The sequence below is a fragment of the Bacillus sp. 3255 genome, from assembly GCF_031456485.1.
Taxonomy (GTDB): Bacteria; Bacillota; Bacilli; order Paenibacillales; family NBRC-103111; genus Paenibacillus_E.
In genome coordinates this window covers 79,394-97,834 of sequence record NZ_JAVDUS010000023.1, presented here as the reverse complement: position 1 = coordinate 97,834, position 18,441 = coordinate 79,394, and the positions used below count along the sequence as shown (strand labels likewise).

The 18,441-nt window shown below is 48.9% G+C and carries 17 protein-coding genes; 10 read left to right on the top strand and 7 right to left on the bottom strand.

The annotated features are described in order from the left end of the window. The first annotated feature begins 42 nt into the window (after positions 1-42). The 4 genes from nirB (at position 43) to J2X61_RS29450 (ending at position 6,155) form a co-directional block, all read left to right on the top strand. Positions 43-2,397 carry a nitrite reductase large subunit NirB gene (nirB, locus tag J2X61_RS29465; RefSeq protein ID WP_310193175.1) on the top strand — a complete coding sequence of 785 codons (2,355 nt, stop codon included), beginning with the start codon at positions 43-45 and terminating at the stop codon, positions 2,395-2,397. 4 nt (positions 2,398-2,401) lie between these two features. Next, on the top strand, positions 2,402-4,519 hold the full coding sequence (gene nasC / locus J2X61_RS29460; protein ID WP_274471530.1) for an assimilatory nitrate reductase catalytic subunit NasC: 2,118 nt from the start codon (positions 2,402-2,404) through the stop codon (positions 4,517-4,519). A gap of 149 nt (positions 4,520-4,668) precedes the next feature. Next, positions 4,669-5,511 (top strand): RMD1 family protein, encoded by an 843-nt coding sequence (locus tag J2X61_RS29455; RefSeq protein WP_310193171.1) that lies wholly within the window; start codon positions 4,669-4,671, stop codon positions 5,509-5,511. A 134-nt stretch (positions 5,512-5,645) separates the two neighbouring features. Next, positions 5,646-6,155, top strand: coding sequence for a GNAT family N-acetyltransferase (locus J2X61_RS29450; RefSeq protein WP_310193168.1), 510 nt, complete (start codon positions 5,646-5,648; stop codon positions 6,153-6,155). A gap of 76 nt (positions 6,156-6,231) precedes the next feature. On the opposite strand, the gene J2X61_RS29445 is transcribed toward J2X61_RS29450, so the two are convergent. Genes J2X61_RS29445 through J2X61_RS29435 form a run of 3 tightly spaced genes read right to left on the bottom strand, consistent with a single transcriptional unit; the run spans position 6,232 to position 9,278 of the window. Then, positions 6,232-7,209, bottom strand: coding sequence for a TIGR03943 family putative permease subunit (locus J2X61_RS29445; protein ID WP_310193165.1), 978 nt, complete (start codon positions 7,207-7,209; stop codon positions 6,232-6,234). Between the two features lie 23 nt (positions 7,210-7,232). Then, positions 7,233-8,234 carry a permease gene (locus J2X61_RS29440; protein ID WP_310193162.1) on the bottom strand — a complete coding sequence of 334 codons (1,002 nt, stop codon included), beginning with the start codon at positions 8,232-8,234 and terminating at the stop codon, positions 7,233-7,235. A gap of 12 nt (positions 8,235-8,246) precedes the next feature. Next, the gene (locus J2X61_RS29435) at positions 8,247-9,278 is read right to left on the bottom strand and encodes a CobW family GTP-binding protein (RefSeq protein WP_310193158.1); all 1,032 of its coding nucleotides are present in this window, start codon (positions 9,276-9,278) and stop codon (positions 8,247-8,249) included. Between the two features lie 273 nt (positions 9,279-9,551). Between J2X61_RS29435 and J2X61_RS29430 the strand changes: the two genes are divergently transcribed. The 4 genes from J2X61_RS29430 to J2X61_RS29415 all read left to right on the top strand — a co-directional run bounded on the left by J2X61_RS29430 (position 9,552) and on the right by J2X61_RS29415 (position 13,386). After that, a complete protein-coding gene (locus J2X61_RS29430) occupies positions 9,552-10,259 on the top strand; it encodes a metal ABC transporter ATP-binding protein (protein WP_310193156.1) in 708 nt (235 codons plus the stop codon). Next, entirely contained in the window at positions 10,205-11,122 is a 918-nt protein-coding gene (locus J2X61_RS29425) for a metal ABC transporter permease (protein WP_310193154.1), read from the top strand. Before J2X61_RS29430 ends, J2X61_RS29425 begins: the two co-directional genes overlap by 55 nt. A 6-nt stretch (positions 11,123-11,128) precedes the next feature. After that, a complete protein-coding gene (locus J2X61_RS29420; RefSeq protein ID WP_310193150.1) occupies positions 11,129-12,079 on the top strand; it encodes a metal ABC transporter substrate-binding protein in 951 nt (316 codons plus the stop codon). A gap of 86 nt (positions 12,080-12,165) precedes the next feature. Further along, positions 12,166-13,386 carry a GTP-binding protein gene (locus J2X61_RS29415; RefSeq protein WP_274471545.1) on the top strand — a complete coding sequence of 407 codons (1,221 nt, stop codon included), beginning with the start codon at positions 12,166-12,168 and terminating at the stop codon, positions 13,384-13,386. A gap of 62 nt (positions 13,387-13,448) precedes the next feature. On the opposite strand, the gene J2X61_RS29410 is transcribed toward J2X61_RS29415, so the two are convergent. Then, complete coding sequence (locus tag J2X61_RS29410) at positions 13,449-14,396, bottom strand: FkbM family methyltransferase (RefSeq protein WP_310193148.1); 948 nt, start codon at positions 14,394-14,396, stop codon at positions 13,449-13,451. A 177-nt stretch (positions 14,397-14,573) separates the two neighbouring features. Then, positions 14,574-15,650 carry a stalk domain-containing protein gene (locus tag J2X61_RS29405; protein WP_274471550.1) on the bottom strand — a complete coding sequence of 359 codons (1,077 nt, stop codon included), beginning with the start codon at positions 15,648-15,650 and terminating at the stop codon, positions 14,574-14,576. Positions 15,651-15,877: 227 nt separating this feature from the next. Here J2X61_RS29405 and J2X61_RS29400 point away from each other — a divergent pair, with 227 nt between their 5' ends. Beyond that, a complete protein-coding gene (locus J2X61_RS29400) occupies positions 15,878-16,330 on the top strand; it encodes a MarR family winged helix-turn-helix transcriptional regulator (protein ID WP_274471676.1) in 453 nt (150 codons plus the stop codon). A gap of 28 nt (positions 16,331-16,358) precedes the next feature. Then, a complete protein-coding gene (paiA, locus tag J2X61_RS29395) occupies positions 16,359-16,877 on the top strand; it encodes a spermidine/spermine N(1)-acetyltransferase (protein ID WP_310193144.1) in 519 nt (172 codons plus the stop codon). 74 nt (positions 16,878-16,951) lie between these two features. Here paiA and J2X61_RS29390 read toward each other — a convergent pair whose 3' ends face one another. Together J2X61_RS29390 and J2X61_RS29385 are read right to left on the bottom strand one after the other, a co-directional pair. Further along, entirely contained in the window at positions 16,952-17,464 is a 513-nt protein-coding gene (locus tag J2X61_RS29390; protein WP_274471552.1) for an RrF2 family transcriptional regulator, read from the bottom strand. A gap of 122 nt (positions 17,465-17,586) precedes the next feature. Continuing rightward, positions 17,587-18,408, bottom strand: coding sequence for a helix-turn-helix transcriptional regulator (locus tag J2X61_RS29385; protein WP_274471553.1), 822 nt, complete (start codon positions 18,406-18,408; stop codon positions 17,587-17,589). Positions 18,409-18,441: the final 33 nt, after the last annotated feature.

Below are 18,441 nucleotides of genomic sequence, written 5' to 3'. Positions count from 1 at the left end.
CCATCTGCAGCACATGGGAAAGTGAGTGGGGGTTAATCATACATGGGGAAACAGAAACTTGTACTAGTCGGTAACGGTATGGCCGGAGTCCGCTGCATCGAAGAGATTATAGCGCTTGCGCCAGACCGATTCGAAATCACGATATTCGGTAGCGAGCCGCATCCGAATTACAATCGCATTATGCTGTCCAAGGTGCTTCAAGGGGATACGTCCATCGCGGATATTACGATTAACGATTGGCAGTGGTATCAAGATAACGGCATTACGCTGTATGCAGGAGATCCGGTCATCCAAATCGATACGGCGGGGCGTAAAGTCATCAGTGAATCAGGAAGAATCGTCGCTTACGATCAGCTTATCCTGGCAACCGGTTCACTGCCTTTCATGCTGCCGCTGCCCGGAGCGGATAAACCGGGAGTTACGGCATTCCGGGACATCAACGATTGCAACAAAATGTTGGAAGCGTCCAAGTCGTACAAGAAAGCCGTTGTGATCGGCGGAGGTTTGCTTGGGTTGGAGGCGGCGCGCGGATTGTTGAATCTGGGTATGGAAGTGCATGTCGTACACATTTTTCATTATTTGATGGAACGCCAGCTTACGCCGACATCCGCCGGCATGCTTCGCAAAGAGCTGGAGAAACAAGGCATGCGGTTCCTTCTCGAGAAGCAAACGGAGAAAATTCTCGGCAAGAAGCGCGTGGAAGGCCTGCTGTTCAAGGATGGAAGCAAGGTGGAAGCCGACTTAATCGTTATCGCGGTGGGGGTACGCCCGAATATCAAGCTTGCGGCGGACAGCGGCATCGAGACCAATCGTGCGATCATGGTCAATGATTATATGGAAACGAATGTTCCCGGCGTTTATGCGGTTGGGGAATGTGCGGAGCATCGCAACATGGTGTACGGTCTGGTTGCGCCTTTATATGAGCAGGGCAAAGTGCTTGCGAGAACAATTTGCGGCCTCGATACTGAACCTTATGAAGGGTCCATTCTGTATTCGCAGCTGAAAGTATCCGGTGTAGAAGTATTCTCTGCCGGCGAAATTCGCGATGCCGAGATTACGACGGCGGTAAAAGCCATTGACGGCGTTCGCAACACGTATAAGAAAATTGCAATCCGTGACAATAAAATCGTCGGTGCCGTCTTGTTCGGCGACAGCAGCGAAGGCAATAAGCTGCTCGGGTATATTAAACGGCAGGCGGACGTCTCCGTTCTGGAGGAGCAGTCGGCAGCCGGCGGCGCGGACGATGCCTTTGCGGAATCGCTGCCGCTAACGGCAACGGTGTGCTCCTGCAACGGCGTGAGCAAAGGCGCGATCATGGATGCGGTCCTTGAGGGCGGCTGCGAGACGGTCGAGGACGTTCGCGCATGCACGCGGGCATCGAGTACATGCGGCGGCTGCAAGCCGCTCGTATCCGCGATGCTGAAGCTGGCGCTGCAGAGCAAGGATGCGCCTGCCGCACAGAAAGCAACGGTGTGCGGCTGCACGTCGCACAGTCATGAAGAGCTGCGCGCAGCCGTGCGCAGCTCCGGCTTCGGTACAGCGCGCGAAGCAATGTCGGCGCTGGGGTGGCTGTCGGACGGGTGTGCGATATGCCGTCCGGCTTTGCACTACTACATCGGGCTGGCGCGGGAAGCCGATGCCCGGGGGACAGACGCTGCTGCGAGCGCGGCAGCGAACAACACCACCGCCATCATTCCTCGTATGTATGGCGGTGTGACGAACGCTGCTCAGCTAAGACAGATCGCGGACGTCATCGACAAATACGAGATTCCGCTGGCGAAGCTGACGAGCGGGACGCATTTGAACCTTCTAGGCATCGAAGAGTCTCATGTCGCTTCCATCCGCTCTGAGCTTGGGCAGCCTGCTGCCGCTTTGCCGCTCTATGGCAAATTAATTCCGGCTGTCTCCACTTGCGCGGGTATAGGCTATGATACCAGCGCACTTCAAGACTCCGTTCGTTTGGGCGCAAGGCTGGAGCAGGCCATCGAACATTTGCAAATGCCTTCTCTCGTCAGTGTCGCCGTATCTGCGAGCACTCTGCACCGGGCAGGCACGCTGGCCAAAGATCTTGGCATTGCCGGCAGCCCGGGCGGATGGGAAATCTACGTCGGCGGCAGCTCCGGAACTAAGCTCCGGCAGGGCGAGCTGCTATGTATGGAGTCCTCTGAGGAGGCGGTGTTGGAGATGTCGGCGGCATTCCTGCAGTGGTACAGGGAAGAGGCCAATTACGGTGAAACGTCGGCGCAATGGGTTGAGCGATTAGGCATCGTGCAGCTGCGCGAAGGGCTGTTTAACCCCTATCTCCGTGCAGCATTACTGGCCAGAATGCGTCTGGCAACGGCCGTATCTACGGATCATCAAGCAAATACGCAGCCAGCAGCTGCATTAATAAGGTGAGTCTATGAGTCTAATTGCGGAACCAAAAGGTGTGAAGCGTGTCATGGACACGCAGTGTCCATTTTGCAGCGTACAGTGCAAAATGCAAGTCATTGAAGAGGTGGCGGCAGCAGGCAGCGTGCCGTCCTACAGCGTAGTTCCGAAGCCGAATCAAGCTTCGGAGGGACGGTTATGCATCAAAGGGATGAATGCCTATCAGCATGCGCTCACTGCCGAGCGAATCTTGCATCCGATGATGAAGATTGATGGCAAGTTTGTCCAAGTTACTTGGGCGGACGCCTATGCGCATATCGTGCGTAATTTCCATAACCTTCGTGATCAATATGGCCAACATTCGGTAGGTGTATATGGCGGAGGCTCCTTAACGAACGAATCCGCGTACTTGTTGGGCAAGTTCGCGCGCGTTGCCCTTCAAACCAAATACATCGATTATAACGGAAGATTTTGCATGTCGGCAGCTGCATCGGCTGGCGTAAAGGTATTCGGAATCGATCGCGGTTTAACGAACCAGCTGTCCGATATCGAGATGGCGGAATGCCTTCTACTGGCGGGAACGAATATTGCCGAGTGCCAGCCGACTTTAATGCCTTATTTGACAAGAGCAAAAGAGAAAGGCGCCTTCCTCATTGCCATCGATCCGAGGGAGACCGGGACTACACGGATAGCGGATCTGCATTTGCGGGTTAAACCGGGGATGGATGCGACTTTGGCCAACGGCATGCTGAAAGTGCTGTTGGAAGAAGGGCTTGTCGATCAACACTTCGTCGACCACCGGACGAATGGCTTCTCAGAGCTCAAAACCCACCTGGAATCGCTTGATATGAAGGAGATTAGCGAGTTAGCGGGGGTACCTGAGACGTTAATCCGACAAGCGGCATTGGCTTACGGGAGAGCGGCGACCGGCATGGTGTTCACGGCCAGAGGCGTCGAGCAGCAGACAGACGGGCATATGGCGGTTCGTAATTTCTTGAATCTCGTTCTGCTCACCGGCAAAATTGGCAAGCCGGGCTGCGGCTACGGGGCCGTCACCGGACAAGGGAACGGTCAGGGCGGCAGGGAGCACGGCCAGAAGGCGGATCAATTGCCGGGGTACCGGCTGATCGAGAATCCGGAAGACAGAGCTTATGTAGCGGGTGTATGGGGGATTGATCCGAACGAGCTTCCGGGGAAAGGCGTCTCCGCCTATGAGATGATGGAATTGGTACACCAGCAGGAGATTCGCGCCTTGTTCGTCATGGGATCCAACCCGATCGTATCCAATCCGAATGCCAATTTTGTAGAAGAGGGCTTGAAAAAGCTTGATTTCCTCGTTGTCGCCGATTTCCTCCTTTCGGAAACCGCGCAGCTTGCTGACTTGATTTTGCCTGCCTCCACTTATCTGGAAAACGGGGGAACACTCACCAATCTGGAAGGACGTGTGCTGTTGAGAGAATCGGCCCAGCCCGTTCCGGGCGAGGTGAAGCATGATTGGCAAATATTATGCGAGTTGGCTGGCTCCTTGGGGAGGGGTTCGTTATTCCAATATCAAGATGCCGAAGACATCTTTGACGAGCTCCGTTTGGCAAGCCGAGGAGGTGTTGCGGATTACTACGGCATCACCTACGAGCGTCTGCGCCAAGAGGAGGGCATCTACTGGCCGTGTCCGGAGCCGCAGCACCCGGGGCAGCGCCGCTTGTTCGAAGCTTCGTTCCCGCTGCCGGACGGCAAAGCGCTATTGACTTCGGTGGCGAACCATTTGCCACAAGAGCGTATTAGCGATGCGTTCCCTTTATACTTGACCACAGGCCGTGTGCTTACCCATTACTTGACAGGTGTGCAAACAAGAAGAAGCCATTCATTGGCAGCGCGAGATGTCGAGTCGTTCATGGAAATTCACCCGAAAACAGCGAGAAAGTACCGCCTTGAAGATGCTGCATTAGTGAAGGTGGCATCCAAGCGGGGGGAAATCTATGTGCGGTGCCGTTACAGCAGCGACATTCGTGAGGATACCGTTTTCGTCCCGATGCATTGGGGGAACACGCAGAACGTCAACAAAATTACGAACGATGCTTTGGACCCGACGTGTCGAATGCCAGGCTTCAAGGTTTGCGCCGTCCATGTCAGTCCTTTCGTGGCCGAATAGATGTAAAACTTACGGATCAGTTGCGTTCCTTGCAATTGATCCTTTTTGTTGTTCTGACGAGGACGATGAGGGTTAGAACGGCTTATTTCCGTTAAGACTGAGTAGCAGTGAAGTACTTTTCTTTAGATTACGGTTACAATAGGAGTTCTATGAAAAACATTACATTCAAGGCAGCCGCCGTTGCCAATGAAATCGACCTCAATAAAATTGCCATTCACTGCGGCATTCCTAAAAAATATACATGGGAAAAGCCATTGATCATCCGGAACAGCTTTCTGAAAAACATTTATCAAACCGAGATTGACGAATTACAGCAGGTAATGGTATTTTCATTCGGCAGTGTCGTCTTTGTCAATCATTCGAAAACGTCGGAGATTCAACACTTTTTGAAATTTCTGCAATCGTTCGAACCGGATCTCGATTTGACTCAGGCGAAGCAATATACGGACGACTATAGTCTGCATGTCGGTGAAGTGGATCATATGGGATTAACCGACGAATATGTCGTTGTAGCCGAGTATGAGTATTTCCTTCCCGAGCTGATCTCGACCGTGCTGGCCAAATCGGTAGCCCTTGAGAAGATTGAGGAACAGCTCGGCAAAATCCAGGATAATCTGGAGCTGATGATTGACCGGCTGGAGAAAGGGAAGCTTCGGGTCGGCAACAAAGAACTGGCAAGAACGACTGCGAAAATCGTGAGGCATGAATACAACACATTAGCTTATATCATGATTTTGGATAAGCCTGATCTGACGTGGACGCATAGCGCGGCAAGCGAATTTTACGACGGGATGATGAACTTTTTTGAGTTGAATGATCGCTATAAAATTCTCAAAAGTAAAACGGATATTTTGTACCATATAATGGAGGGATTTTCGAACATCAGCCACTCGATTAGAGGGCTGTTCGTGGAATGGATTGTCGTGATCCTCATCGTCATCGAGGTGGTCATTACTATTTTGCAAATTATAGGCTGGGTGCCGTCGCACTAAAGAGGCGCTCCTAAGATCCCCGTCGCAGGGGATCTTTTCTTTTCATTCGTAGGGGGATTGACAGTTTCGCAGATCGGGTCGCTATGTTATTCTAAAAGGATGAAGCGAGAGAACGAGAAAAGGCGGTATAGGTCATGAAGCTAATGTTCCCAATGATCAGCTCACCGGAGGAAATCGCAGAAGCAGCTCGATTGGCTGCAGCCATATGGCGCGAATATTATGTAACTCTGATTACCATCGAACAGATTGATTACATGATTGACAAGTTCCAATCGGTACCTGCGATGACGGATCAAATTCATCACCAAGGTTACGAATATTTCTTCATCCAACAAGAGGGCGCAGCAGTCGGATATATGGCCGTCAAACCCGTCGAGGGGAAGCTCTTCTTGAGCAAATTTTATATAGCCAAGGAGCACCGGGGACACGGATATGCGACCCAAGCATTGGCTTTCCTGGAGCAGCTGTGCCAACAGCGAAGCCTCAGCCATATATGGCTGACGGTCAATCGTCATAACGAATCGAGCATTGGGGTATACGAGAGCAAAGGTTTCAGAACCGTGCGGGAACAAATGGCGGATATCGGGAACGGATACGTCATGGATGATTTTATCATGGAGAAGGAAGTTTCCAATCGTACTTAACGAGTACGCAACGAAAGAAAGAGGAGCTGCAGGGATGCAGCTCCTCTTTCTTTCGGTTGACAGGCGGCAGCCGGGTCTAATGATCAGTGAGCACTTTAAGAGGTTCGAAGTTCGGGTACACGTAGGGCTCGCTAGGAGGAGCGATTTTCTCAATTTGATTAGCCTTGATCATGAAAATATCGTTGCCATTGTAGCTGCCGTTATGAATGGTTCCGGTGACCTTGACCCACATGTCTTTGGGATATGTCTGGGCGGAAGGAAAGTCGATCAGAACTCCGTAGGGGGTAGCATCCGCGGAACAACAGCTCACAGCGAATCGGCCGACGACAAATTGGCTGCTGGTCATCCCGTCTTCCCGGTAGACGAAGCCGGACAGTTCCATTTTTTTACCGATAAAATTGTTTTTGAACAAGTCGATGGAGGAGAGTATTTCCATATAAACTTCGGGTTGAACGACGATGGTATCCTTCTTATAAAGGATCATGCCTACCTTGGCAAAATCTTCGTCCCATTCATTATCAATAGGAAACAATGCCTGCAAGTCGGCATCCGAATTCGCAGTTATCGGCTTATCCGGTTGGGAAGCAGGGGGAGCTGCCGAAGGCGCCGGGACCGTCGTCTGCAACGGGGCGGATGGGAGTTCACCTGCGTCTGCGGCAGACTTTGCAATGCTTGATTGAGCTGCAGAAAGATTCATTCCCTTGGCAGCAGCCATCGCAGAGTTTAGAGCTGTATCCGGCAGCAAGAAGCCGATGAACAGCGGAAGCATTAATAGTCCATATGCAACTGTGTTCCGTATAGCCCCACGGGTTTGCGGCTGCTCGCATGCACACGATACGGGTTTCCCCCAGTAAGCTCGCATTGCCATATAGCCTTGAAAGCAGGCAATGATATACAAGATGACGGCTGCCAGTTTCACATAGATCATCATTCGCGGTGCAATGTAATATTGCAGAGCATCCGACTTGGACAGGACTACGATATAGCTGGAAAATCCGAGAAGAATCAATGTTCGAGTGAAATAATGAAAGCTGATGACGCGAATTTGATCCATGTGCATTTCTCCTTAAGATAGAGTTACCCTAAATGCTCCAGAAGCAGCGAACAGGTAAGAACAGTGGCTGCGATTAATAGAGAGAGAATGATGACGAATTTGGATTTAAACACGGAGAGCAGCATGAGCGTGCTTTTGAAATCCAGCATAGGACCGAACACTAAAAAGGTTAGCAGGGAGCCTGGCGTAAACGATGTTTGAAAAGAGGAAGCTACGAAGGCATCCGAGGTTGAACATAAAGATAGGATGTAGGCGAAACCCATCATAAACAAGTGAGAGCTGATCGGGCCTTGTCCGATGGCGAGCAGGCTTTCGCGCTGCATATAAATTTGGATCAGTGCGGTAAGCAAGGAACCAAAGACCACATACTTCCCCATTTCAAAAAATTCATCGGACGCATGCACGAAAAAGGTGTTTATTCGGCTTGCGAACCCGCCCCCTTGATGTTGGTGTTCATCTGGATTCATAAAGTTCGTGCGGCTGTTTCGCAGCGGACTGCTTCTCAGGAACCGGTAGAGGAGCAGGCCGATGATCGCTGCAGCGGCAAAAGCAAGTCCCATGCGTGAATAGGCAATAGCAGGCTGGCTGCGAAATGCCATGAATGTTGCTGCAAATACAATGGGGTTAATGATCGGGCCGGTTATTATGAAAACGACAGCAATGTAAACAGGCATGCCTTTGAGAATCAGTCTTCGCACGACAGGAATCATCCCGCATTCACACATGGGGAACAGGATGCCTAGTAAACAGGCGAACACAATGCCAAGGACGGGGTTCTTCGGAATGATTCGGCGAATCGTTTGTTCAGATACAAACGTTTGCAGCAGCGACGACAGCAGTACGCCTAAGATAATGAAAGGAAGGGCATCTAATAGGATGCTTATAAAAATCGTTTTGAATGATTGAATTTGCTCGGTTTGAAGAACGAAAGACGGTACGTCTCTGTTCAGGAAGATAAGAATTAGGAGCAAGAAGCAAATAACGGCTAGAGCTTGTAGGCTCGCTCGAAAAACGGTACTTGGCATGGGGGCAGCTCCTTACGAATCATGAATGGATGCCTGAGATTCCACCAGACACTTTGTCCAGTCATCCTCAATGGTTTCTACATCCAAATCAAGACCTATGAGAACGATATAGGGCGCATCTTGAAAATCGATAGGTTCCCAATTGACTCGTTTACCTGCAAATTGCATAAGGAAAGGCTCGCGCTTATGGCCGATTCGCAAATATCCTTTAGCCCGAAGCAGCGTTCGTCCCCACCTAGCCAAATAATGCTCCACAAGGCGTCTAGTCACGATATGCCCTTCCTCTAAAGGGATGGAAAGGGTCTGTATGCGGGAGAAAGATGCGGGTTGCTTGGATGGATGACTCGTCGCTTGGAATGGTTTTACGGATTGAAACCGCATGTTTTTGTTCAAGTGAAGTGAGCTTGGAGGCTGCGAATGTCTGGATGCTAGACCCGTGAAAATATAGTTTAAATCAAATTGACTATGAACCGTGTTCAATAATATGGAACGTTCATTGTATTTACGAATTGTTTTTTCGCTAGACTTCAATTGTTTATCAGATACGAGATCGATTTTATTGAGCACCAGAAGATCGGCCACTTCCATCTGTCTTCTAATTGTGTGGACGAGTTCCCGGTCCGATGCGAATATACTGTTATATTCGAGCACATGTTCAGCGTCAAGCACGGTAATAACTTGATGAAGCTTGACATAAGGAAGCAGGGAAGGCTCCGTCAGGGCATCGACGATCTCCTCGGGGTTAGCAACACCGGTAAGTTCAATGAGAATGACATCGGGATTACGAACGATCAACTGTTTAACGGATGCGGAAATATCGCTTTTTTTGCTGCAGCAGATGCAGCCATCCAGCAGTTTGGCCATGTTGAGATCCGGAGATGCGGACTGCAGAAGGTGCCCGTCAACATCTTGTTTCCCGAGTTCATTCATGAGAACAGCAGGCGAGAGTTCCAAGGCGTCAGCCTCTTGGAGCATATGAACGAGCAGGGTCGTTTTGCCGCTGCCTAGAAATCCGCTTATTACGATCACAGGCACTTTACTCATTGCAGGACTCCTTTACTATGTATGTATTGAAAGCGTAATTATTACGAATTAAATTGTAGTATAAAAGAGGGAACGCTGCAAGGTCTGAAAAAATTCAGGATTGACATTGCTTTAAAAAGCGGATATATTCGTCTAGGTAAAAGTAATTTTTACGATTAATGGGATATTATATTCGTAATAATTACATGTAACAATAGGTGGATGTCTACGAAAAAATGAAAGTTCACGCCGTTAATTCGTAATTTTTACAATAAATGCAGGGGGTTATATGTGATGTTAATTGCATCTCTGAAAGAGGTCGAGTTTGGATATACGGATATTCCTTGTCTGCAAGATGCCGACGTGGAGATTCAATCGGGCGAGTTCGTCGTGGTGACGGGACCGAACGGCGCAGCCAAGTCAACCCTGCTGAAGCTCATCTTGGGTTTAATTGAGCCGTGGAAAGGCCGCGTCTACCTCTCGCCTAAGAATGGTGAAGGGAAGAAGCTGCAAGTCGGGTATGTCCCGCAGCAAATTGCTGCTTTTAACAGCGGATTCCCAAGTTCCATAAGAGAGTTCGTCCGTTCGGGCAGATACGCCAGCGGATCATGGCTCCGCAAGCTTAACGGGGAAGACGAGAGGGTGACAGAAACAGCGCTTCGGCAAGTTGGCATGTGGGATTTGCGTAAACGCAAAATCGGCGAGCTTTCCGGCGGTCAGAAGCAGCGGATATGCATCGCCAGGGTTCTGGCCCAAGAACCGGATGTGCTCGTTCTCGATGAACCAGCGACGGGGATGGATCAGGATAGCCGATCCGGATTCTATGAATTGATGCATCATCATGTAAGCATACATAAACGGACCGTTATTATGGTGACACACCATCTCGATGAAGTATCCCCTTACCTGGACCGCATCATTGCGTTGGAGAGAAAGGAGGACGGCGGATGGAGATGCTGCACTACGACTTCATGCAGCGGGCATTTTGTGCCGGTGGGTTGATAGCCGTTATCGCATCGGTGCTCGGCGTATATTTAATGCTGCGCAGACAGGCGCTTATGGCAGATATGCTGTCTCACGTATCGTTGGCTGGCATAGCCGGGGGCGCTTATCTGCATATCAATCCGACGCTATCCGGATTTGTTGTAGCAGCCGTGGGAGCGGTCGCGGTTGAATGGGTGAGGAGAGCCTACAAATCCTACAGTGAAATATCCGTTGCGATTATTATGGTAGGCGGCTTATCTTCAGCTGTTATTATCATGAGTCTCAATCCGAGTGTTAACAAAGGATTCTCGGCTTATTTATTCGGTTCGGTCGTTGCGGTGAAGGAGACGGAGCTATTGTTCATGCTGGGTGTAGCGGTAATCGGGGGGCTTTTCTTCTACTTGTTCAGGCGGCCTCTGTACCAAATGACGTTCGATGAAGATACCGCCAGAACGAATGGACTGCCGGTCAAATGGCTGTCTCTTGGTTTTAGCGTATTAACCGGTATGATCGTATCCGCAGCTATGCCAATCGTAGGCGTGTTACTTGTTTCAGCCCTGATTGTACTTCCTGCGGCTCTGGCTATCAGAATCGCTCCCAGCTTCACTTCGGCGCTTGCGATCGCTGTAGGGGTTGGCTTGCTTGGCGTGTTCTCCGGGCTTACGGCTTCGTATGAACTGAGCACCCCGCCTGGAGGAACCATTGCGATCTGCTTATTAATTGTTTTGCTTTGCGGATTAAGCATTAAAAAACTGGTCGTCAAGTACAGTAAAGCCAGCAATCATAGAACTGTGCTAACAGAGCCGGCGGCTTTCGGCCGACTGCTGAAATCGTCGGGAGACACCGCCAATACAACATTTCATACTTATCAGGAGGATTAATTAATCATGAAAAAATCACGGGCAGTCCAATTACTTGCATTCACCGCTTTGACAACTCTTCTTCTATCAGGTTGCGGCTCTAATCCTGCTTCAAGCAGCGGTAAACTTAACGTTGTTACAACCTTTTACCCGATGTATGAATTCACCAAGCAAGTTGCCGGCGAACATGCGGATGTGATTGCTTTAATTCCTGCCGGTGCCGAGCCGCATGATTGGGAGCCCAGCGCCAAAGATATGGAAAGATTGAAAAAAGCGGACGTGTTTGTTTACAACGGAGTTGTGGAAGGCTGGGTGGAGCAAGCATTAACGAGTGCTGAGAATTCAAAGCGGGTTGTGGTCGAAGCCAGCAAAGGGATCGAACTCAAGGAAGGGCTGCCGGAGGAAGAGGAGCATCACGAGGAAGAAGCCCATTCAGAGCATCACGATGGGGAAATGCTGGATCCGCATGTATGGTTGAATCCGGTGCTTGCTCAGCAAGAGGTTGAATCCATACTGACAGGCTTGTCTCAAGCAGACCCCGCCCATGAAGCCGATTATCGTAAAAATGCAGATGTGTTTATCGGGAAGCTGAAAGAGTTGGATGCCTCCTACCGGACGGGTCTTGCGCAAGTGAAAAAGAAGGGATTCGTGACCCAGCACGCAGCATTCAGCTATTTGGCCCAAGAGTATGGACTGACACAAGTTCCAATCGCCGGGCTTTCGCCTGAAGAAGAGCCGTCTCCTTCACGAATGGGCGATATCATTCAATTTGCCAAAGAGAATCAGGTGAAGACGATATTCTTTGAAACTTTAGTGGACCCGAAAGTAGCGGCAACCATTGCCAAAGAACTCCATGCCAAAACGGATGTGTTGAATCCGCTGGAAGGGTTGACAGATGAAGAGAAGAAGCAAAACCTGGATTACATCGGTGTCATGACCAATAACTTGGAAGCGTTGAAGAAAGCGTTAAATGAATAGAAGGAAGAGAGAGCAAACCTGCAAACCTAGTGTTTGCTTATTACTTGGGTGTTAATCGTAACTATTACATATAAAAGGAGAACGCCATGTCAAATCAGCAAATTCCAGTCACCGTTTTAAGCGGTTATTTAGGGGCTGGCAAAACAACTTTATTAAACCACATCTTACATAATCGGGACGGTTTGCGGGTTGCCGTTATCGTCAATGATTTAAGCGAGGTCAATATCGATGCCGGGCTTATTCGGGAGGGGAACGGGTTATCGCGGACGAACGAGAGCCTGGTGGAAATGTCCAATGGCTGTATCTGCTGCACATTGCGCGAAGATCTGTTGAAGGAAGTGGAGCGGCTTGCCAAGGAGAATAGGTTCGATTACATCTTGATCGAATCAACCGGCGTTGGCGAGCCCTTGCCGGTGGCTCAAACCTTCACTTATCTGGATGAGGAGCAGGGCATTGATCTCTCCCGAATTTGCCGCTTGGACAGCATGGTGACGGTCGTAGATGCCTATCGCTTTTGGACGGATTATTCCTCAGGGGAAACTCTTCTCGAACGGAATCAAGCGGTCGGGGAAGACGATACGAGGGAAGTCGTTGATCTACTGATTGATCAAATCGAGTTCTGCGATATTCTCATTTTGAATAAATGCGACATGTTGGAGCCAGAGGAGTTGAACGAGCTGGAAGCCGTACTGCGCAAACTGCAGCCTAGAGCCAAATGGATTCGTTCCGTATTTGGGCAGGTGGCGCCGGCGGAAATTCTTAACACACATCTATTCGATTTCGATAAGGCCAGCACGTCGGCCGGGTGGATAGAGGAAATGGAGAAGGGGGCTCATACGCCGGAAACAGAGGAATATGGGATTGCCTCCTTCGTGTATGCAAGAGTCCGCCCCTTCGAGCCTTCGCGGCTGATGAGATGGATGGAGGCTTGGCCTCCCGAGATCGTAAGAGCCAAAGGGATGATGTGGCTTGCGAGCCGCAATGATTACGCGCAGAGCCTAAGCCAGGCAGGACCGTCTATCCGGTTCGGGCCTGCAGGACTTTGGATATCTGCGCTCCCCGATGCGGAAAGAGAAGCCGTGCTGGAAGAAGAGGCCGATCTGATGAAGCATTGGGACGCGATCCATGGGGATCGCATCAATAAAATCGTCTTCATCGGCATGGATATGGACCGGGATGCCCTCATCGCTTCTCTGGATGCCTGCTTATTAACGGAGGAGGAAATGCTCGGAGATTGGAATCGGTTTGAGGATCATCTGCCCAATTTCATCATGGAATTGGAGGAGGCCTGTCCATTGCCGCAATAATTAGAAGGAGAAAGAGACGGGCGGAGAACATGTCTCCTGCCCGTTTTATTCATGGGCTGACTTTATTCCAGCAGGGTAAGCTGCGAATAAATTTTGGGTATATCGACATCGTTTGAGGCCAGAATGATATCCGTATGAATGTTTTGTTTCTTGAATAACGCCTGCAATTTTGTCAAAGAAATCCGACCGAAACGGACCAATTCTTGATTGTTTATGTAAATGTAAACGTTGAATCGTTGCTCCAAGAATGTCAGGAACGCATCGGCATCCGTGCCGCTCTTGGCTAAATATTTACTGTCAAATTCAATAAAGCCAAGCATGCGCGGACATCGTTCGATCGAATGCAGCATGCCTTTCATCACTTTTTCCTCGTGGCCTTCGACATCGATCTTGAATAGCAGCCTCTCTTTGGGAAGAGCATGCTTGCTTAGCAGGGAATCCAGCGTAATGCTTGTAATGTAATGCTGTGTGTATGGCTTCAAAGAATCGGCTTTAGCAAGAGAAGCGGAGGAGAGTCCCGACCAGTATTCGTGAATATAAAAGGATTGGTTCTCTTGGTCTACATCTGACGCCATTGCATAAACGGTCTGGATTTTTGAGCGGTTGGGGTGGGCGGTCTTGGAGCGTTCGATGTAAGGCTGCAGGTGGGGGTTGGCTTCAATGCCAATTAGTTTGCAGTTCTTGGGATAGGTTGCCGAGAAGAGGCATTCGCCATAGTTGACTCCCACATCTACAACCAATGTCGGCCGGAAAGTAGCGACGGCCTGATTCCAGAAGAGGTTTAATCGAGGTTGTGTCACTCCGCCGGTCATGTATAAGATTCTCCCTCGATTCTCAGTCGGATTGACATAAATAACTCGCGAAGTGCCAGGCAGCACGATTCGGTCCGTACGCCACTTTCTGATCATTGTTCTTGAAAGCACGTAACGGGCCGTCGATTTCAAAATATCCCAATAACGAAAGGTGGACTCGTTCTTCATGGCAATCTCAGAAGTTTGTCTTAAGGTCATGAAAGGGCTCCTTTCTTACCTATGAGGATTGAACTTCATGTGTCGATGACAAGAATATTATCTCATGAACTGCCGCGGAAGTCGCGGCTTTATTTAATTTTCATAATAGGTGCCCGCATAAATAAAAAAGCCACGAAATTCAACGGAAGTTGAACTTCATGGCTGGCTATCCAACGGTTATCTTCTTGCGTTGAAGCCGATAAATGCTTTTGTGTTGAAATCGAACACAGCTGTCAAAGGTCCAAGCAGTTCGTCTTGGTCTGTGTTGTAAGTCACCGTTACGAAGTTGCCGTTCGCAGCTTGAACGTCTGCGAGCAATTTCTTCTGATCATCTGTAGCGGCTAAGACGCCAACCTCTTTGGAGGACACAATTTGGACGATCGCTTCGTCTTGCTTCGTCGTAATATGAGAAGCCTGCTCCTTCACTTGCGCCCATGCCAAGTTGCGGTACTCCTGTGCGGTTTCCGGCGACATTTTGCCTGTTACAGCGGTTTGAGCCTGTACAACCAAGAGGTACACAGGGCTTTGCGGAGGAAGACTTTTCGTTAGAATTGGGCCATAGTAAGCTTTAACTTTCGTGCCGGCTTTCAGGTCTTCCCAATTCACGGATTCGCCTTGGGATGTCATGACGCGAGTTTCTTTCCCTGCGTTCAAGATCAAGTCGTCGCCTAATTGAACTCTCCAGCCGTCATCCGTATGTTTGACTTCTTTAATTGTATCTTCTTTAACTAAGCGATCCGCGTGAACGTTAATGTTAACGGCTTGTGCTTGGCCCGGGAAGCTCATGGCCATGGCTGGACCGAATTCCGCGTCGATTTGTGTGCCGGCTTTCAAGTCGGCAGGTGTTAGCGTTTTGCCGTCTAGACTTTTTATAGCTGTCGAGTTGTCGACATGCAGGATGACCCATGTGCTGCCGAGCAGTTCAATACGGGATTTCCCGTCTTCGGTAGTCTGCACGCTTACGACCACGCCGGATGCACGCATCAGGTCGGCCGCTTCGTTAAGCTCGATTTCTTGGTTCGCTTCATCGTAGCTTACTGTATATCCAAGTTTGGTCGCAGCATCGCGCACCGGGAGATACGCTTTGCCATCAATATAGACGGGGGTAAGTGTGCTGTCTTGTCCGTTCACAAGAACTTTTACATCTTTTTGCAGGTACCCTGTAACCTTTTCTACCAAATCTTCAGCTCCGACTGCGGCCGTTGTGCCCAAGATCCCAGCCAAAGTTAATATGACCGTTAGTTTCTTTTTCATATCATAAAGCTCCTTCCGAATCTGTAATCTATCGTCAATCTTGTTGACAATCCTTCAGACGGGAGTCGTTCCGAATAGGTTGCAGCTGCCCCAAAAAAATAAGTTGAGAGATTTGTATGCGCATGATCTCCGAATCATATTTGTTGCAAATGCAACAATTTAGAGGTAAAGTAGAAGTATTCCGTTTTTGTTGAATATGCAACAAAATATGTGGTAAGGAGTTCATGATGAAAGAAATCCTTCGTGAAATTGGCATGATAGCAAGGGCATTAGATTCAATAAGCAATATCGAGTTTAAAGAGTATGACTTAACCAAGGGGCAGTATCTATATCTTGTGCGAATCTGTGAAAACCCGGGAATCATTCAGGAAAAGTTAGCTGAGATGATAAAAGTGGACCGAACAACAGCGGCCCGTGCGATCAAGAAACTTGAAATGAACGGATTTGTAGAGAAGACAGACGATGCACAAAATAAAAAAATCAGAAAATTGTTTCCAACGGAGAAAGGGAAGACCGTTTATCCTTTTATCAAAAGAGAAAATGAGCATTCGGATCGTGTTGCATTAGAGGGATTTTCGGATCAGGAAGCAGAAACGGTTCTGGTTCTTCTTCAAAGAATAAGAAAAAATGTGGAGAAAGATTGGGAATTTGTCAAAAAGGGAAACGAAAGAATGTATTGATTTATATTGCAGAAGGAGCGACTTAACGATGACTATAAGTATAAAAGAGTGTACCCTTGAAGATTCAAGCAAGCTCCAAGAAATCAGTTATGAAACGTTTAATCAGACCTTCAAGGATCAGAATTCACCCGAGAACATGAAAGCGTATTTGGATAAGGCGTTTAACCTAAAACAACTGGAAAAGGAATTATCCAATCCTTTCTCGCAATTCTTTTTGGTCTATGATCATCATAAGCTTGCAGGTTATTTGAAGGTCAATACCCATGATGCTCAGTCGGAAGAAATGGGGGAGGAATCGCTTGAAATCGAGAGGATTTATGTGAGAAGCAGCTTCCAAAACCGTGGGCTTGGCAAATATTTGTACAATAAAGCTATGGAGATTGCGAAGAAACTTGACAAAAGGATCATCTGGCTAGGCGTATGGGAAAAAAATGAAAATGCTATCGCTTTTTATAAGAAGATGGGGTTTGTTCAAACAGGGACTCACTCTTTCTATATGGGTGAAGAAGAACAAACGGATTTCATTATGACGAAGACATTATTTTAAAAAGTACGTACAGCGCAAATCATTCAAAATCCCCGCTTGCAGCTTCTAGTCAGAAGTTGTTTAGCGGGGATTTTTTACATGCTGTCTTTGGCGAAGAAGGCTCGCGTTTCTTGTCGATTTCTGGGAGGCAGAACCCGATCAAGCTCTTCGTTCAGCCAGGTGAGTGACTTGCCGCGAAGGAAATGACGCATCGTATCTTCAGCCTCGAGCATAACGAGATTGATCGTACAGGACGAAGAGCCTGTGGAACAAGCCGAGTAGGACTTATCCCTGTTATCCCTGTAAAGATAGCCGTTCTCGATAATATTTTTGCATTGAAAGATCGGTGTTGCTCCTTCAACGGCTTCTACGACATCCCAGAAAGAGATGTCATCCGGAGATTTCGCGAGTTTATAGCCGCCTTTGGCACCAGGCACCGAACTCACAATGCCCGCCTTCGTCAATTTACTGAAAATCTTGGACAGATAGGTCTCTGAAACGCCTTGAAAAGCGGAGAGTTCTTTAATCCCAATGGTGGAATCGGGCGGAATATCAATTAGATAAACAAGGCAATGAAGGGCATACTCAACGCCGATACTATATTGCACACGAACACCAGCTTTCCGTTATGAAAAAAGTTGTTTTACTAACCATCTTAGGGTTATTTAAATTTCATGTCAAACAGGGGAGACATGATTATCATAGACTAAGGCTATGAATTGTCCTCGCATTAATGATCCTCGCGCTTAGATGTTTTACGGTATTCAAGCGGGTTCGTCTTGGCTATCTCCTTGAAGACGCGTCCGAAGTGGCTAATGTTATCATATCCGACGCGTTGGGCGATCAACGTAACTTTCCAGTCGGTCTCCCGAAGAAGCCGCTGAGCTTCATTGATCCGGATGCTGTTGACATATTCGACGAAGGAAAAGCCGGTTACGCGCTTGAACATACGGCTTAGATGATAGGGGCTGATGTAATGCTCCTTGGCGACGGATTCCAAGGATAGAGGTTCATCGAAGCTGCCGTTGATGTCGGCGACGATATCGGCAATTTTCTTATGGGCGGGACTCTCATGTTCGAAATCCGCGCCGCTGCCGCGGTTCAATCGGCGTGCGCACCAAATTAGAAATCTCGCCAATTGAGCCTGAAGCGCCGTTTCGGATCCTGACAGACCATCGTTGAACTCCTTCAGCATCTCGAACAGCAGCGAGCTCACCCATTCCCGGTCCTGGAGGGGAACCGAAAGCAGCCTGATCTTCATCCGAAACGGCTCATACAACAGCGGCTGGTTGAAATGGCGCAGGAAGCCGTCGGCGAAATTAATCAGAATGCGCTCGTGATTGGGCAGACGTGTATCGCCTGTTTTATGGAGCTCATATTTATCAACGAAAACTAGATCGCCCTCTCCGATTCGATAGGTGAGATCTTTGATGAAATAAGTCCGCTCCCCCTTGATTAAATAATAAATTTCATATTGGTCGTGAAAGTGGTTTTTCTGCATCGTGTAGAAGCCGTGCCGCGTATGGTGGTGGATGAACAATTCCTTCTGCATCCGGTTATCCCTCCTTTTCCACACTATAGCACG

What these genes read in the sequence shown, in the direction of transcription:
- nirB (WP_310193175.1), top strand. Translation starts at nt 43, where the DNA reads ATGGGGAAACAGAAACTTGTACTAGTCGGTAACGGTATGGCCGGAGTC.
- nasC (WP_274471530.1), top strand. Translation starts at nt 2,402, where the DNA reads ATGAGTCTAATTGCGGAACCAAAAGGTGTGAAGCGTGTCATGGACACG.
- J2X61_RS29455 (WP_310193171.1), top strand. Translation starts at nt 4,669, where the DNA reads ATGAAAAACATTACATTCAAGGCAGCCGCCGTTGCCAATGAAATCGAC.
- J2X61_RS29450 (WP_310193168.1), top strand. Translation starts at nt 5,646, where the DNA reads ATGAAGCTAATGTTCCCAATGATCAGCTCACCGGAGGAAATCGCAGAA.
- J2X61_RS29445 (WP_310193165.1), bottom strand. Translation starts at nt 7,209, where the DNA reads ATGGATCAAATTCGCGTCATCAGCTTTCATTATTTCACTCGAACATTG.
- J2X61_RS29440 (WP_310193162.1), bottom strand. Translation starts at nt 8,234, where the DNA reads ATGCCAAGTACCGTTTTTCGAGCGAGCCTACAAGCTCTAGCCGTTATT.
- J2X61_RS29435 (WP_310193158.1), bottom strand. Translation starts at nt 9,278, where the DNA reads ATGAGTAAAGTGCCTGTGATCGTAATAAGCGGATTTCTAGGCAGCGGC.
- J2X61_RS29430 (WP_310193156.1), top strand. Translation starts at nt 9,552, where the DNA reads ATGTTAATTGCATCTCTGAAAGAGGTCGAGTTTGGATATACGGATATT.
- J2X61_RS29425 (WP_310193154.1), top strand. Translation starts at nt 10,205, where the DNA reads ATGGAGATGCTGCACTACGACTTCATGCAGCGGGCATTTTGTGCCGGT.
- J2X61_RS29420 (WP_310193150.1), top strand. Translation starts at nt 11,129, where the DNA reads ATGAAAAAATCACGGGCAGTCCAATTACTTGCATTCACCGCTTTGACA.
- J2X61_RS29415 (WP_274471545.1), top strand. Translation starts at nt 12,166, where the DNA reads ATGTCAAATCAGCAAATTCCAGTCACCGTTTTAAGCGGTTATTTAGGG.
- J2X61_RS29410 (WP_310193148.1), bottom strand. Translation starts at nt 14,396, where the DNA reads ATGACCTTAAGACAAACTTCTGAGATTGCCATGAAGAACGAGTCCACC.
- J2X61_RS29405 (WP_274471550.1), bottom strand. Translation starts at nt 15,650, where the DNA reads ATGAAAAAGAAACTAACGGTCATATTAACTTTGGCTGGGATCTTGGGC.
- J2X61_RS29400 (WP_274471676.1), top strand. Translation starts at nt 15,878, where the DNA reads ATGAAAGAAATCCTTCGTGAAATTGGCATGATAGCAAGGGCATTAGAT.
- paiA (WP_310193144.1), top strand. Translation starts at nt 16,359, where the DNA reads ATGACTATAAGTATAAAAGAGTGTACCCTTGAAGATTCAAGCAAGCTC.
- J2X61_RS29385 (WP_274471553.1), bottom strand. Translation starts at nt 18,408, where the DNA reads ATGCAGAAGGAATTGTTCATCCACCACCATACGCGGCACGGCTTCTAC.